This window comes from Pseudomonas sp. MF06569 (genome assembly GCF_059862735.1).
Window position 1 is genome coordinate 121,346 of record NZ_JCBCUZ010000003.1, and the last position, 15,020, is coordinate 136,365.

Consider the following 15,020-nt stretch of genomic DNA (forward strand, 5'->3'; position numbering starts at 1 on the left):
GCTTTCACTTCAAAGAGCGCTCAGCGCCGCTTTCATTCGTCACCTTGCCAAGGAACTTGCAATGTCCTCCCCTGCCTTCCCACGTCATCTACGACGTCTTCACCTGACACCGCTCGCCACCGCACTGCTGCTCGCCTCCCCTGCCTATGCCCTCGAACTGCAACCGCAGGTCATTACCGGCAACCCGTTGGGCAACAGCCAATCAGCGTCACCCACCACGGTGCTCGAAGGCGACGATCTGACCCTGCAACAGCAAGGCAGCCTGGGCGAAACCCTCAATAAACAGCCGGGTGTTTCTTCTTCCTACTTCGGCCCCGGCGCCAGCCGCCCGATCATTCGCGGGCTGGATGGCGACCGCATTCGCATCCTGCGCAACGGCGTTGGTGCATTGGATGCCTCGTCACTGTCTTACGATCACGCGGTGCCACTGGACCCGGTCAACGTTGAGCGCATCGAAATCGTGCGCGGCCCGGCGGCCTTGCTGTACGGCGGCAACGCCATCGGCGGCGTGGTCAACACCTTCGACAACCGCATCCCCACCGAAGCCATCGAAGGCATTCACGGCGCGGGCGAACTGCGCTACGGCGGCGCAGCCACCACCCGCAGCAGTGCTGGCAAACTGGAAGCCGGTGATGGCACCTTCGCCCTGCACCTGGATGCCAACGCTCGCGAATTCAATGACCTGAAAATCCCGGGTTATGCCCGTAGCCGTCATGCACCCGAAAGCGAAGATGGCGTCGAAAAGAAAGGTCGTTTAGGCAACAGCAACGGCCGCCAGGACGGCGGCGCAGTGGGCGGTTCCTACACTTGGGATGATGGCTACGCAGGTCTGTCCTACAGCACTTACGACGCCAACTACGGCTCACCGGCCGAGCAGGACGTGCGTATCCGCATGAAACAGGATCACTACGCGTTCGCCTCCGAGATACGCAACCTGCAGGGCCCTTTCAGCTCGCTGAAACTGGATGCCGGTTACACCGATTACGAACACCGCGAAATCGAGGGCGGCGAAGTCGGCACCACGTTCAAGAACAAGGGCTACGAAGCCCGCGTCGAAGCCCGCCATGTGCCGATCGGCCCGCTGGAAGGGGTGGTCGGCGCACAGGTCAATCGCAACGAGTTCTCGGCCCTGGGCGAAGAAGCCTTCGTGCCGCAGACCGATACCAACAGCGGCGCGCTGTTTATTCTCGAAGAGCTGCAAGCCACCGAGCGACTGAAACTCAGCCTCGGCGGGCGCCTGGAGCGCACCGTGGTCGACCCGGATGCCAAGGGTAATGAGCGCTTTTCTGCGGCCGACCGCTCCAAAAGTTTCACCGCAGGCAGCCTGTCTTCAGGCGCAGTGTTCACCCTTACCCCTGTCTGGTCGCTGGCCGCCACTCTGGGCTACACCGAACGTGCCCCGACGTTTTATGAGCTGTACGCCAATGGCGCCCACGTCGCCACCGGCACCTATGAAGTGGGCAGTGCCACTCTGTCGAAGGAAAAAGCCGTGTCCAGCGATCTGGCACTGCGCTTTGACAATGGCACCCACAAGGGCAGCGTTGGCGTTTTCTACAGCCACTTCTCCAACTACATCGGCCTGCTGGGCACAGGTCGTACGCTGAATGACGAAGGAGAACCCGACGCCGATGGTATTCCGGAATACACCTATTCCGGAGTTCGGGCACGCTTCACAGGCTTTGAAGCCAAAGATCACTGGAAGCTGGGTGAAAGCGCCTACGGCAAATTTGCTTTGGAGCTGTCCGGTGACTACACCCGGGCCATCAACCTCGATACAGGCGAAGCGTTGCCCCGTATTGCCCCGCTGCGCCTGAGCAGTGGCCTGCTATGGGAACTTGACCGCTGGCAGGCGCGTATTGACGTCGAGCACGCCAGTAATCAGGGCCGTGTGCCAGCCAACGAATCGGGGACCGATGGCTACACAACCCTGGGCGCCAGCGCCGGTTATCACTTCGATGTGGGCAGCAGCCAGTGGCTGGCGTTCGTCAAAGGCGACAACCTGACCAACCAGACCGTGCGCTATGCCAGCTCGATTTTGCGCGACATAGCACCCGCCCCCGGGCGCGGTATCGAGGTCGGCCTGCGCACCACGTTCTAAGCAAGCAACTCCCAACACACGACACAACCTGTGGGAGCGGGCTTGCCTGCGATGCAGACGCCCCGGTGTTCCTGCCGGACCGCGCCGAAGGTATCGCGAGCAAGCCCGCTCCCACACTGCTCCTGCCCTTCTGGCGTTTGCTGGCACCCCATTACCTGTCAACGTGGCACTCTGTGCTCAATGCCGTCTTTGGTCGTAACTACCTGCCAACAGCACCGAACATGAGACAAAAAGCCCCTGGGACGATGGGTCGCAGCACACTGTTACAGAATCAGAAATGATCCATGTCACTTAAAGTGCTGTTTCTAAACGATTCAGGGCTTTATCATTTCCGCACAAAGGGCTGAAACGATTCATTCGCCCTTAAATCTGAAGTGCAAGCCCTGCCCCCAAAGACAGCGCTACCCACAGCCACAGCCATACCTATAAAGACTCGCATCTCGACTTATGTCCACACTTCTGAATATGCGCAAACACAGCGCGCTGCTTCCTGTTGCCGGGCAAAAAGCCCTGGCATTGATCGGCGGCATGACCGCTCTTGGCCTGGCCACCTGCGTGCAGGCAGCACCCGCTTTTGACTCCGACTCCAAGTGGATGCTCGGCGATTGGGGCGGCACCCGCAGCGAACTGGAAAAACAGGGCTATGCCTTCTCTCTCGATTACGTGGGCGAAGTGGGCTCGAACCTGCATGGCGGCTATGACCATGACCGTACGGCGCGCTACAGCGACCAGTTCGGCCTGGGCACGCACCTGGACCTGCAAAAAATTCTGGGCTGGGACGACGCCGAGTTCCAACTGACGATTACCCATCGCAGCGGCAACAACATCAGCAACGATCGCATCAACGATCCACGGGTTGGTGGCTTCACCTCGGCCCAGGAAGTCTGGGGCCGTGGTCAAACCACCCGCCTGACGCAGATGTGGTACCAGCAGAAGTTCTTTGATCAGAAGCTCGACATCAAGGTCGGCCGCTTTGGTCAGGGCGAGGACTTCAACAGCTTCCCGTGCGACTTCCAGAACCTGGCGTTCTGCGGCTCCCAGGTGGGCAACTGGGCTGGCAGCATCTGGTACAACTGGCCCGTCAGCCAGTGGGCACTGCGGGTCAAATATCACCTGACGCCCGAGCTGTACGCACAGGTCGGCGCCTATGAGCAAAACCCGTCGAACCTGGATCGCGGCAACGGATTCAAACTCAGCGGTAGCGGTACCCAGGGCGCGGTACTGCCGATTGAACTGGTATGGACGCCAAAAATTAATGGCCTGCCAGGGGAATACCGCGCGGGTTACTACTACAGTAATGCCAAGGCAACAGATGCTTACAAAGATGCCAACGGGCAGCCTGCCGCCTTGACGGGTGAAGCGTATCGCAGCAGTTCGAGCAAACACGGGATGTGGCTGGGCGTGCAACAACAGCTCACTACCCGCGCCAGCGATCAGTCGAGGGGCTTGAGTGTGTTCGCCAATGCCACTATGCACGACAAGAAAACCAACGCCGTGGACAACTATGTCCAGGCAGGTGTCGTCTACAAAGGCGTGTTCGATGCGCGGCCCAAGGACGACATCGGCTTTGCAATGGCGCGGGTTCACGTCAATCCGGCTTATCGCAAGAATGCCCAGGCCACCAATCAGGCCCGTGCCGTCTACGACTTCGACAACCCGGCCTACCTGCCGCCTCAGGACACAGAGTACAGCGCCGAACTGTATTACGGCGTGCACGTCACAAACTGGCTGACCATTCGACCGAACCTGCAATACATCCGTCACCCGGGTGGCGTCAGCCAACTGGATGACGCGCTGATTGGCGGTCTGAAAATTCAAAGTTCGTTCTGACGAGCGGACTACGACGGCAACCTTGAAGGTTGCAATCAAACACCTATTTAGCTGATTCACTCCCGCGCCGGTTCGTCCTTTTAAGACACTCCCTCGCGGGAACACCTCTAACGTAACGGAGAACCACACTATGAGCACTGATGGTGCTTTCAGTCGAAGCCGCCTGCTACCGAGCCTTCTCGGTATCTTGCTGCTGCTAATGGGCCTGGCCATGTTGGCCGGGGGTATCAAACTGATCACGTTGGGCGGGTCGTGGTACTACCTGCTGGCCGGTATCGGTTTTGGCTTGTCGGGCGCGCTGCTGATTGCCGGGCGCCGTGCGGCACTGACGCTGTACGCGCTGGTATTGTTCGCCAGCACCGTGTGGGCACTGGTGGAAGTCGGTCTGGACTGGTGGCAACTGGTGCCACGCCTGGCCGTGTGGTTCGCCATCGGTATCGTTCTGCTGCTGCCTTGGTTCCGTCGCCCGGTTCTGCGCGGTCAGTCGGCACCTGTGGCTACCGGCGCGCTGAGCGTTGCCGTGGTATTGGCAGGCCTGGCAGCACTGGCCAGCCAGTTCACCAGCCCGGGTGAAGTCAAAGGCCAACTGGACCGTGATGCCGTACCTGGCATGACCAACACCGCACCGGCCATGCCGGAAGGTGACTGGCAGTCATACGGTCGTACCGCCTATGGCGACCGTTATTCGCCACTCAAAGAAATCACCCCGCAAAATGCCCACAAGCTGGTTCCAGCCTGGACATTCCGCACCGGTGACATTCCTGGTGAAGGCGATCCCGGCGAAACAACCGCCGAGAACACCCCGCTGAAAGTCAACGGCATGCTGTATGTGTGTACTCCCCACAGCCAGGTGATTGCCCTTGACCCGGATACCGGCAAGGAAATCTGGCGCTACGACCCGAAGATCAGCACTCAGAACGCTGAAAACTTCAAAGGTTGGGCACACATGACCTGCCGCGGCGTGACTTATCACGACGAAAACGCCTACACCAAAGCCAGCACTGAACAAAGCGCTGCCGAGCCTGCTGCTGCCACTTCGAGCAACTCGTGCCCACGTCGCCTGTTCCTGCCGACTGCGGACACCCGCCTGATCGCACTGAACGCCGACACCGGTAAAGTGTGTGAAGACTTCGGTGTGAACGGCGCGGTCGATCTGCGTCACAACATCGGTAACTTCGCACCCGGTGGCTACTACTCCACCTCGCCACCTGCCGTGACCAAAGACCTGGTTGTGATTGGCGGCCACGTGACCGACAACATCTCCACGGACGAGCCTTCTGGCGTGATCCGTGCGTACGACGTACGTACCGGCAAGCTGGTCTGGAACTGGGACAGCGGCAACCCGAAAAAAACCACACCGATTGCTGAAGGCGAAACCTACACCCGTAACTCGCCTAACATGTGGTCGATGTTCGCTGTCGACGAAGACCTCGGCATGCTGTACCTGCCGATGGGCAACCAGACGCCTGACCAGTACGGCGGCGACCGTACCGAAGATTCCGAGCGCTATGCCGCTGGCATCACCGCTCTGGACATCAACACCGGTAAAGTCCGCTGGTACCGTCCGCTCACTCACCATGACCTGTGGGACATGGACGTGGGTGGTCAACCGACCCTGATGGACCTCAAAACCGCTGATGGCGTGAAACCGGCTCTGCTGGCTTCCACCAAGCAGGGCAGCATCTACGTGCTTGACCGTCGCACTGGCGAAGCCATCGTGCCGATCAACGAGATCCCGGCCCCTGGCGGCGCTGTAGAAGGCGACCACACCGCACCGACACAACCTCGTTCGGACCTGAACATGATCCCGCCGGTCCTGACCGAGCGTGACATGTGGGGTGTGACCCCGTTTGACCAGATGCTGTGCCGGATCCAGTTCAAATCCCTGCGTTACGACGGCATGTACACCCCGCCATCGCTGCAAGGTTCGATCGTGTATCCAGGCAACTTCGGCGTGTTCGACTGGGGTGGCATTTCGGTTGACCCGGTTCGTCAGATCGCGTTCCTGAACCCGAGCTACATGGCGTTCACCTCCAAGCTGGTTCCGCAGGCCGACGTGGCTGCAATGGGCCCGCGCAAAGGCGAAACTTCCGGCGTTCAACCGAACAAAGGTTCGCCTTACGGCGTGATCCTGGAGCCTCTGCTGTCGCCACTCGGCCTGCCTTGCCAGGCACCGGCGTGGGGTTATGTTGCTGCGGTCGACCTGACCAACAACAACCTGATCTGGAAACACAAGAACGGCACCGTGCGTGACAGCTCGCCGGTTCCAATTCCGCTGTCGATGGGCGTTCCAAGCCTGGGTGGCACATTCACCACGGCGGGTGGCGTAGCTTTCCTGAGCGGTACCCTTGACCAGTACCTGCGTGCTTACGATGTAAGCAATGGCAAAATGCTGTGGGAAGGTCGCCTGCCTGCTGGCGGCCAGACCACCCCAATGACCTACACCGGCAAGGACGGCACCCAATACGTGCTGGTCATGGCGGGCGGTCATGGCGGTCTGGGCACCAAAAAAGGTGACTATGTCATGGCGTTCAAACTGGCTGAGTAAGTTTTTCAGCGGGTTTTAAGAAAGGCGGCTATCGAGAGATAGCCGCCTTTTTTTGTGGGCGTTTTTCACTTAAAAACGCTCTCCCGGAATGATGCCTTTCCAAGCCTTGAACACCACGTGTAGTCGCTGCCGCAGGCTGCGATAAGGGCCCAAGGACCTTCAAACAGGGTCGCTGCGCAACCCGTCGCAGCCTCGCTTCGCTCCTCAGCGGCTACACGCCAATTGACGATGAAAATCTGTTCACCATTGAAACCACTGGCACCGCGCCCCATCTAACACCCATACCCAATTGCGCAGGTGCCCCATGAGCGACCAGCAAGAATTTCCGGACAACACCACTGAGTACACCGATGTAGAACACTCCGAATCCGAACACCAACCCCACTCAGGCGGGACTGAGCTGGCATTGCCCGAGCAAAATCTGCCGGACAAGGTGTACATCATCCCGATTCACAATCGCCCGTTCTTCCCGGCACAAGTCTTGCCGGTCATCGTGAATGAAGAACCTTGGGCTGAAACCCTCGAATTGGTCAGCAAGTCACCTCATCACTCTCTGGCGCTGTTTTTTGTCGACACGCCACCTGAGGATCCTCGCCATTTCGACACCAAAAGCCTTCCGGAATACGGGACGCTGGTGAAGGTTCATCACGCCAGCCGCGAAAACGGCAAATTGCAATTCGTGGCCCAGGGCCTGACCCGCGTGCGCATCAGCATGTGGCTCAAGCATCACCGCCCGCCGTATCTGGTGGAAGTCGAATACCCGCAGCAGCCCAAGCAGCCCACTGACGAAGTCAAGGCGTACGGCATGGCGCTGATCAATGCGATCAAAGAGCTGTTGCCGCTCAACCCGCTGTACAGCGAAGAGTTGAAGAACTACCTCAACCGCTTCAGCCCCAACGATCCGTCGCCGCTGACCGACTTCGCGGCGGCGCTGACTTCGGCCACGGGCAACGAGCTGCAGCAAGTGCTCGATTGCGTGCCCATGCTCAAGCGCATGGAAAAAGTACTGCCCATGCTGCGCAAGGAAGTCGAAGTCGCGCGGCTGCAAAAAGAGATTTCAGCCGAAGTTAACCTCAAGATCGGCGAACATCAGCGCGAGTTCTTCCTCAAGGAACAACTCAAGGTGATCCAGCAGGAACTGGGGCTGACCAAGGACGATCGCAGCGCCGATATCGAGCAGTTCAAGCAGCGGCTTGAAGGCAAGACGCTGCCGGCCCAGGCGCAAAAACGCATCGATGAAGAACTCAACAAGCTGTCGATCCTGGAAACCGGGTCGCCGGAATACGCCGTTACCCGCAACTACCTGGACTGGGCATCGTCAGTGCCGTGGGGCGTGTTCGGCCAGGACAAGCTCGACCTCAAGCACGCACGCAAAGTGCTTGATGCCCACCATGCCGGGCTGGATGACATCAAAAACCGGATTCTCGAATTCCTGGCAGTGGGCGCTTACAAAGGCTCGGTGAGCGGTTCGATTGTGTTGCTGGTAGGCCCGCCGGGTGTGGGTAAAACCAGTGTCGGCAAGTCGATTGCCGAATCCCTGGGGCGCCCGTTCTACCGTTTCAGCGTCGGCGGCATGCGTGACGAGGCCGAGATCAAGGGCCACCGCCGTACCTACATTGGCGCCCAGCCGGGCAAGCTGGTGCAGGCGCTCAAGGATGTTGAAGTGATGAACCCGGTCATCATGCTCGATGAGATCGACAAGATGGGCCAAAGCTTCCAGGGCGACCCCGCGTCAGCCTTGCTTGAAACCCTGGACCCGGAACAGAACGTCGATTTCCTCGATCATTACCTGGACCTGCGCCTGGACCTGTCCAAAGTGCTGTTCGTCTGTACGGCCAACACCCTGGACTCGATCCCCGGCCCGTTGCTCGACCGCATGGAAGTCATTCGCCTCTCGGGCTACATCACTGAGGAAAAGGTCGCGATCGCCAAGCGCCACCTGTGGCCAAAGCAGCTGGAGAAGGCGGGCGTGTCCAAAAACAGCCTGAGCATCAGCGACAGTGCCCTGCGCGCAGTGATCGACGGTTATGCCCGCGAAGCCGGGGTGCGCCAGCTTGAAAAGCAGCTGGGCAAACTGGTGCGCAAGGCGGTCGTCAAGTTGCTGGAAGACCCGAAGGCTGTGATCAAGATCGGCCCCAAAGACCTCGAAGCGTCACTGGGCATGCCGGTGTTCCGTAACGAGCAGGTGATCAGCGGCACCGGAGTGATTACCGGCCTGGCCTGGACCAGCATGGGCGGCGCGACATTGCCCATTGAGGCCACCCGCATTCATACCCTCAACCGCGGTTTCAAGCTGACCGGGCAACTGGGAGAGGTGATGAAAGAGTCTGCCGAAATCGCCTACAGCTATATCAGTTCCAACCTGAAACAGTTTGGCGGCGACCCCAAGTTTTTCGATGAAGCATTTGTGCACTTGCACGTCCCTGAAGGCGCCACGCCTAAAGACGGCCCGAGTGCAGGCGTCACCATGGCCAGTGCCCTGCTGTCTCTGGCGCGCAATCAGCCGCCGAAAAAAGGCATCGCCATGACCGGCGAGCTGACGCTGACCGGGCATGTTTTGCCGATCGGCGGTGTGCGTGAAAAAGTGATCGCGGCGCGCAGGCAAAAAATCAACGAGCTGATCTTGCCCGAACCTAACCGCGGGCACTTTGAAGAACTGCCCGATTATCTGAAAGAAGGCATCACCGTGCACTTTGCCAAGCGCTTTACCGATGTGGCCAAGGTGCTGTTTTAAAGGCTGTTTTTTGTAGCTGCCTGACCCCGGTGGGAGCGGGCTTGCTCGCGATGGCAGCAGCGTGGTTTGCCTGACAAGCTACGCTGCCTGCATCGCGAGCAAGCCGCTCCCACATTTTTTGCCTGCAACATGTCGTGTGAGATCTATTCTAGACACGTCTACTGTCATTTCTGACAGTAGACACCTGCACACTTTCTATCGTTAATAGAGCCCAATCACACAAAAATAACGCTGGAACCGACTATGCCACTTCATCATCCTGTGTATGAAAATCCGGATGTCCTCAGGCAGAACGAACCAGGGCAGAAGGTTTTCAACCCTAGAACCCGGGGAGAGCTCAAGGCCGAGTTGCTCGACCGCCCGGCTTTTACTGCCCAGGAAATGACATTCGCCAGCAGCCAAAAGAAAATTGTCATCACGGCCGAGTTCGATGACTTCGGCTCAACCCGCTATCGCGCTGTGACCCTGACCCTGGACATCAATATCCAGTCCGGCATTTATGGGTTTAAAAAAGACGAACACGGCCCCATCAAATCGATGTCCTACATCGAATGCATTGAAGTCGATGGCCGCCAGGTTTATCACTTGAACCAGGCCGACGTCGGCACCTTGCACCTGAGCGTGGTCGAGAGTTGCTACAGCGCACGGCTGTTCACAATGGAAGGCCTGGACCACAACGGCAACAGCATGGAAATGAGTGGCGATTTCAGCATCAGCCCACCCCATGCCTGTCTCTGACCGGTAGCCGACAAATGGCGCAGCCTCCGTCATGGGTTATGCTGAGCCATTGTGTTTGTCTGACCGGAGCCTTCAATGCTTTCTGCACGCCTTATCCCTCTGCTTGGCCTCAGCCTGCTGGCGGCCTGCGCTCAACAGCCTGCACATAACGTTACCGTCGAATCCCAAAGTGATTGCCCCAAGCAACTGCACGTAGGGCAGCATCTGATTGTGTCCCTGCCCAGCAACCCCACCACCGGTTATCGCTGGGCCATTCAGGACTCCGCGGGCGGCGTACTGCGCAGCCTGGGCCCGGAGGTCTACACAAGCAGCGACGATGGCCAACTGCTGGGCAGTGGCGGGCTCTCGACCTGGCGCTTCCAGGTGTTTGCCGCAGGCAGCGGGCGCCTGCGCCTGACCTCGCAACAGCCATGGGAGCCCGAAGCCGAGCCCGCACACGTATTCGACTGCGCGATCACGGTGAACTGATATGGCGTGGCTGATCCTGGCGGTGATCGGCGCGGGCACTTACCTCTACGGTTTGAGCACCCATGACACGTTGCTCTGTTTACTGAGCAAACCGGTGCCCGTGCTGATGCTGCTCGGCTGGCTACAGGACGCCCCGGCCAGCCCGTATCGACGCTGGATCAGCATCGGCCTGCTGTTTTCCTTGCTGGGTGACATTCTGCTGGCATGGCCCCAGGACCTGTTTGTGTTTGGCCTGGGCGCGTTTCTGTTCGCCCACCTGGCCTATCTCAAGGCCTACCTTGTGGACTGCCGTCGTCCGGCCTTGTTGCCTTTGGGGCTGGCGCTACTTGCCGGAGGCAGCTTATTGACCGTAATGGCCTCCAGGGGCCTTGGGGATTTGCTGATCCCGGTGTGTGTCTACGCCCTGGCCATCAGCGCCATGCTGTGGCGCGCCCTCGCCCGCCTGGGCACCCACGTACCCGGGCGCTCGGCCTGGCTGGCAGCCGCGGGCGCGGTGGCGTTCGTGGTCTCGGACAGCCTGATCGGCATCGACCGCTTCGTGCTGCCTTTCAGCGCAGCGCCCTACCTGATCATTCTTACTTACTGGCTCGGTCAATGGGGCATTGGCGCCTCAGTGCGTTCACAGAGTAGTCGCTGAACGGTTTATCAGACAGAGCGCGCATCCGGGCGCTAACTTGGCTAAAATGCCGCCCCTTTAAAATTTCCCATCGCCGGAACCGCCGTGAGCAAAGAACCCGACCGTATTTTCGCCCAGCCCCTGGCACAGGTGCCGGACTTCGCCTTCAACGAAGACGTGGTGCGGGTGTTCCCGGACATGATCAAGCGCTCGGTGCCCGGCTACCCGACGATTGTCGAAAACCTCGGCGTGCTCGCGGCACAATTTGCCCAGCCCAACAGCGTCCTGTACGACCTGGGCAGTTCGCTGGGTGCGGTGACCCAGGCCCTGCGCCGACACGTGCGCACCGAAGGCTGCAAGGTCATTGCGGTAGACAACTCGGCGGCGATGGTCGAGCGGTGCCGCGAATACCTCAATGGGCAGAACTCGATGTTTCAGGAGTTGTTGCCCGTTGAAGTGATCGAAGGTGACATCCTGGCGCTGGAATTTGAGCCCGCGTCAGTGGTTGCGCTGAATTTCACCCTGCAATTTATCGCCCCCGATGAGCGCCTGGCGCTGCTTGGACGGATTCGACAGTCGCTGCTGCCGGGCGGCGCCTTGATCCTCTCGGAAAAACTGCGTTTCAGTGATCCCGAAGAGCACGCGCTGTTGACCGAGCTGCACGTTGCCTTCAAACGTGCCAATGGCTACAGCGATCTGGAGATTGCGCAAAAGCGCAGTGCCATCGAAAACGTCATGAAGCCCGACAGCCTCGAAGAACACCGTGAACGCCTGCTGGCGGCCGGGTTCTCGAAAGTCGTGCCGTGGTTCCAGTGTCTTAACTTTGCCTCGTTGATTGCCTTGCCATGATTGATCTGTCCCCACTTGCCCGGCGTCTGGCCGGCACTCCATTGGCTGAATGGGCCAACACCCTGCAGGCCCAGCTCGACGTCAAAATGGAGAAAGGCCACGGCGATCTGGAGCGCTGGCAAAGCGCGCTGGATGCGTTGCCCAACGTCAAACCCAGTGAAATCGACCTGCTTGACGGCCTGACCCTGGACACCGATTGCGACGACGAAACCCGTGCGCAGATGCGCCAGGCGCTGATGGGCCTGTCGCCGTGGCGCAAAGGCCCGTTCGACCTGTTTGGTGTGCACGTTGATACCGAATGGCACTCGGACTGGAAATGGTCACGCGTTGCCCCCCACATCGACCTCAAGCACAAGCGCATCCTCGATGTGGGTTGCGGCAACGGGTACTACATGTGGCGCATGCTCGGTGCCGGTGCTCACAGCGTGATCGGGGTTGACCCCAACTGGCTGTTTTTCTGCCAGTTCCAGGCTGTACAGCGGTTCTTGCAGCAAGAGGCCGCATGGCACTTGCCCTTCCCGTTCGAAGACCTGCCGCCGAACCTCGAAGGCTTCGACACGGTGTTTTCCATGGGCGTGTTCTACCATCGTCGTTCGCCCATCGAGCATTTGCTGGCATTGAAAGACTGCCTGGTCAAAGGCGGTGAGCTGGTGCTGGAAACCCTGGTGATTGAAGGCGATGTGAATCAGGTGCTGGTGCCTGAAGACCGTTACGCACAGATGCGCAACGTGTGGTTCCTGCCTTCGATTCCGGCGCTTGAGCGCTGGCTGCGCCGTGCTGGTTTCAGCGACGTGCGCTGCGTGGACGTGAGCGTCACCACGGTCGAGGAACAGCGCGCGACCGAGTGGATGAAGTTCCAGTCACTGAGCGACTACCTTGACCCCAACGACCACAGCAAAACCATCGAAGGCCTGCCTGCGCCGATGCGGGCGGTGATCATCGCGAAGAAATAACCACGACCTGTGGGAGCGGGCTTGCTCGCGATGCAGACGGCGCGGTCAATCTGGATTCGCGCGGTGATGTTATCGCGAGCAAGCCCGCTCCCACAGGTTGGGTGGTTGATGTCCCTAGGATTTCGCTCTTCTGGCCTTGAAGAACTCGCTCAAGACCGCCCCGCACTCTTGCGCCAATACCCCGCCTTCAAACACTACCCGGTGGTTGAGAAAGCCCTGGGTAAAGAACTGCCCCTGACTTTGCACAATCCCGGCCTTGGGCTCCAGCGCGCCATACACCACCCGCGCCACCCGCGAATGCACGATCAGCCCCGCACACATGCTGCACGGCTCAAGTGTCACGTACAGCGTGCTGCCCGGTAGCCGATAGTTGTTTACGGCTGTGGCGGCGTCACGGATGGCAACCATCTCGGCATGGGCGCTGGGGTCGCTGCCGCTGATCGGGCAATTGAACCCGCGACCGATAATTTCACCGTTTTGCACCAGCACCGCGCCCACCGGCACTTCACCCAGGGCTGCTCCCTGGGCGGCCAGGGCCAGCGCTTCACGCATAAAGTCTTGATCGCGACTGCGGTCGATGATCTGGGGTTGACGCCCTTGTCGCATCAGGAAACCTCAATAGCGGCCATCAGGCCGGTTTCCATGTGGTCAATCACATGGCAGTGGAACATCCACACCCCGGGATTATCCGCCACCAGCGCCACGCGGGCACGCTCGTTTTTGCCCAGCAGGTAAGTGTCGGTGAAGTACGGAATGATCTTTTTGCGGTTGGACGCCAGCACCTTGAAGCTCATGCCGTGCAAATGGATCGGGTGCTGGTACTGGGTCATGTTCTTGAGCTCAAAGATGTAGCTCTGGCCCAGTTTGAGCCTGGCAATGGGACGGTCGGCACAGGTCTTGTCCTTGATGTCCCAGGCAACGCCATTGATCTGCCACAAGCTGGGTGGCTGATCGGGGCCCAGGTCCTCGGACACCGAACCGACCCATTCAAAGTTGAAGTTGATCTTCTCGGCGCTGGCAACGTCGGGCTCGGCAATCGGGTTGGCCGGCAATGCCGGCGGCCACGGCGTCGGCGTGTCATTGCTGGCGACCGAACGCAAGGTGCCCAAGCGTACCGGGCCATCACGCAACGAAAGCTCCTCGCCCGCAGCCGGTGCCTTGATGCCCAGGCAAATACGCATGCCGGGGCCCAGCCAGTAATCCTTGCCCAACGGCCTTGGCTCGACGGGATTGCCGTCCAGCGCATAGATCATGGCTTCGGCGCCGGGAATATTCAGACGGTAGGTCAGCGTGTTGTCGAGGTTGAGGATGCGCACGCGAGTGATCTGCCCGGCCGGCAACTCAATGGTCGGCACATGGCTGCCATTGATCGTCGACAGTCGCCCGGCCGTACCGCCACGCGCCGCTTCGCGGGTAATGCTGAACGGCAGGAAGCCGCCTTCTTCATCCACATGCCAGTTCTTGATGCTCAGGGTGCGTTCGTGCTTGAAACCGGTGGGCTCGCGCTCTTCAACGATCAGTGGCCCGACCAGGCCACGACCCAGCTCTTCGCTGCTGTTGACGTGCGGGTGATACCAGTAGCTGCCCGCATCCGGCACACGGAACTTGTAATCGAAATATTCACCGGGCAGTACCGGCAATTGGGAGACGTAAGGCACGCCGTCCATTTCCAGCGGCAGGCGAATGCCGTGCCAGTGGATGGTGGTGGCGACCGGCAGATGGTTGATAAACCGCACCCGCAGCCATTCGCCCTGGCGTACCCGCAACTCGGTACCGGGTGCCGAAGGGCCGAAGGCCCAGGCCTGGGTCTGAAGACCGGGCACCAGCTCGACATCCAGTGGAGCGGCAATCAGCTCGTAATCGTGACCTGCGTTTTCGGCAGCCACCTTGCCCAGCCAGTAACGCGAAGCGCCTCCTGCGCCAACACCCACCACTACCAGGCCGGCCAAACCACCGAGTATTTGTCGACGGGTAAAGGACATGGATTCAACTACCTCTCGTATCCGGCGCGGACGTGAAGCCCGCAAAAGGCGAATACGATACACCTGCAATTGCGAAACAGTAAGGGCGGGGTGGCGAAGGGTCACAGTTGCCAGGCAAACACACACCCTGTGGAAGCGGGCTTGCTCGCGATTGGATCGCTGCGGTGTGACAGGTACACCGCAGCGCTGTCATCGCGAGCAAGC

At 59.7% G+C, this 15,020-nt stretch carries 11 protein-coding genes; 9 read left to right on the forward strand and 2 right to left on the reverse strand.

Annotated features, from left to right (window positions below; all coding sequences use genetic code 11):
• Nucleotides 1-61: 61 nt before the first annotated feature.
• From AC19YQ_RS04605 to cmoB, 9 genes are all read left to right on the forward strand, one after another.
• Nucleotides 62-2,098, forward strand: a complete 2,037-nt coding sequence (locus AC19YQ_RS04605) for a TonB-dependent receptor (RefSeq protein WP_339473608.1) — start codon at nucleotides 62-64, stop codon at nucleotides 2,096-2,098.
• Nucleotides 2,099-2,563: 465 nt separating this feature from the next.
• Nucleotides 2,564-3,928 carry a carbohydrate porin gene (locus AC19YQ_RS04610; RefSeq protein WP_133075982.1) on the forward strand — a complete coding sequence of 455 codons (1,365 nt, stop codon included), beginning with the start codon at nucleotides 2,564-2,566 and terminating at the stop codon, nucleotides 3,926-3,928.
• Between the two features lie 130 nt (nucleotides 3,929-4,058).
• A complete protein-coding gene (locus AC19YQ_RS04615; RefSeq protein ID WP_500594672.1) occupies nucleotides 4,059-6,476 on the forward strand; it encodes a glucose/quinate/shikimate family membrane-bound PQQ-dependent dehydrogenase in 2,418 nt (805 codons plus the stop codon).
• Nucleotides 6,477-6,780: 304 nt separating this feature from the next.
• Nucleotides 6,781-9,210 (forward strand): endopeptidase La, encoded by a 2,430-nt coding sequence (gene lon, locus AC19YQ_RS04620; protein WP_133075925.1) that lies wholly within the window; start codon nucleotides 6,781-6,783, stop codon nucleotides 9,208-9,210.
• 243 nt (nucleotides 9,211-9,453) lie between these two features.
• The gene (locus AC19YQ_RS04625) at nucleotides 9,454-9,948 is read left to right on the forward strand and encodes a hypothetical protein (protein ID WP_500594673.1); all 495 of its coding nucleotides are present in this window, start codon (nucleotides 9,454-9,456) and stop codon (nucleotides 9,946-9,948) included.
• A gap of 75 nt (nucleotides 9,949-10,023) precedes the next feature.
• Nucleotides 10,024-10,416 carry a protease inhibitor I42 family protein gene (locus AC19YQ_RS04630; protein ID WP_133075927.1) on the forward strand — a complete coding sequence of 131 codons (393 nt, stop codon included), beginning with the start codon at nucleotides 10,024-10,026 and terminating at the stop codon, nucleotides 10,414-10,416.
• Nucleotide 10,417: 1 nt separating this feature from the next.
• The gene (locus tag AC19YQ_RS04635; protein ID WP_500594674.1) at nucleotides 10,418-11,053 is read left to right on the forward strand and encodes a lysoplasmalogenase; all 636 of its coding nucleotides are present in this window, start codon (nucleotides 10,418-10,420) and stop codon (nucleotides 11,051-11,053) included.
• An 84-nt stretch (nucleotides 11,054-11,137) separates the two neighbouring features.
• Complete coding sequence (gene cmoA / locus AC19YQ_RS04640) at nucleotides 11,138-11,881, forward strand: carboxy-S-adenosyl-L-methionine synthase CmoA (RefSeq protein ID WP_133075928.1); 744 nt, start codon at nucleotides 11,138-11,140, stop codon at nucleotides 11,879-11,881.
• Nucleotides 11,878-12,834: a tRNA 5-methoxyuridine(34)/uridine 5-oxyacetic acid(34) synthase CmoB gene (gene cmoB, locus AC19YQ_RS04645; RefSeq protein WP_219260842.1), complete on the forward strand. Its 957-nt coding sequence runs from the start codon at nucleotides 11,878-11,880 to the stop codon at nucleotides 12,832-12,834. Before cmoA ends, cmoB begins: the two co-directional genes overlap by 4 nt.
• Nucleotides 12,835-12,948: 114 nt before the next feature.
• Here the strand turns inward: cmoB and tadA are convergent, their stop codons facing one another.
• Together tadA and AC19YQ_RS04655 are read right to left on the reverse strand one after the other, a co-directional pair.
• Nucleotides 12,949-13,440 (reverse strand): tRNA adenosine(34) deaminase TadA, encoded by a 492-nt coding sequence (gene tadA / locus AC19YQ_RS04650; protein ID WP_133075930.1) that lies wholly within the window; start codon nucleotides 13,438-13,440, stop codon nucleotides 12,949-12,951.
• On the reverse strand, nucleotides 13,440-14,816 hold the full coding sequence (locus AC19YQ_RS04655) for a multicopper oxidase family protein (RefSeq protein WP_500594675.1): 1,377 nt from the start codon (nucleotides 14,814-14,816) through the stop codon (nucleotides 13,440-13,442). The genes tadA and AC19YQ_RS04655 overlap by 1 nt, the downstream gene beginning before the upstream one ends.
• Nucleotides 14,817-15,020: the final 204 nt, after the last annotated feature.

Coding starts and splice junctions, on each gene's coding strand:
- AC19YQ_RS04605 (WP_339473608.1), top strand. CDS start 62: ATGTCCTCCCCTGCCTTCCCACGTCATCTACGACGTCTTCACCTGACA.
- AC19YQ_RS04655 (WP_500594675.1), bottom strand. CDS start 14,816: ATGTCCTTTACCCGTCGACAAATACTCGGTGGTTTGGCCGGCCTGGTA.
- AC19YQ_RS04625 (WP_500594673.1), top strand. CDS start 9,454: ATGCCACTTCATCATCCTGTGTATGAAAATCCGGATGTCCTCAGGCAG.
- AC19YQ_RS04630 (WP_133075927.1), top strand. CDS start 10,024: ATGCTTTCTGCACGCCTTATCCCTCTGCTTGGCCTCAGCCTGCTGGCG.
- AC19YQ_RS04635 (WP_500594674.1), top strand. CDS start 10,418: ATGGCGTGGCTGATCCTGGCGGTGATCGGCGCGGGCACTTACCTCTAC.
- tadA (WP_133075930.1), bottom strand. CDS start 13,440: ATGCGACAAGGGCGTCAACCCCAGATCATCGACCGCAGTCGCGATCAA.
- AC19YQ_RS04615 (WP_500594672.1), top strand. CDS start 4,059: ATGAGCACTGATGGTGCTTTCAGTCGAAGCCGCCTGCTACCGAGCCTT.
- lon (WP_133075925.1), top strand. CDS start 6,781: ATGAGCGACCAGCAAGAATTTCCGGACAACACCACTGAGTACACCGAT.
- cmoB (WP_219260842.1), top strand. CDS start 11,878: ATGATTGATCTGTCCCCACTTGCCCGGCGTCTGGCCGGCACTCCATTG.
- AC19YQ_RS04610 (WP_133075982.1), top strand. CDS start 2,564: ATGCGCAAACACAGCGCGCTGCTTCCTGTTGCCGGGCAAAAAGCCCTG.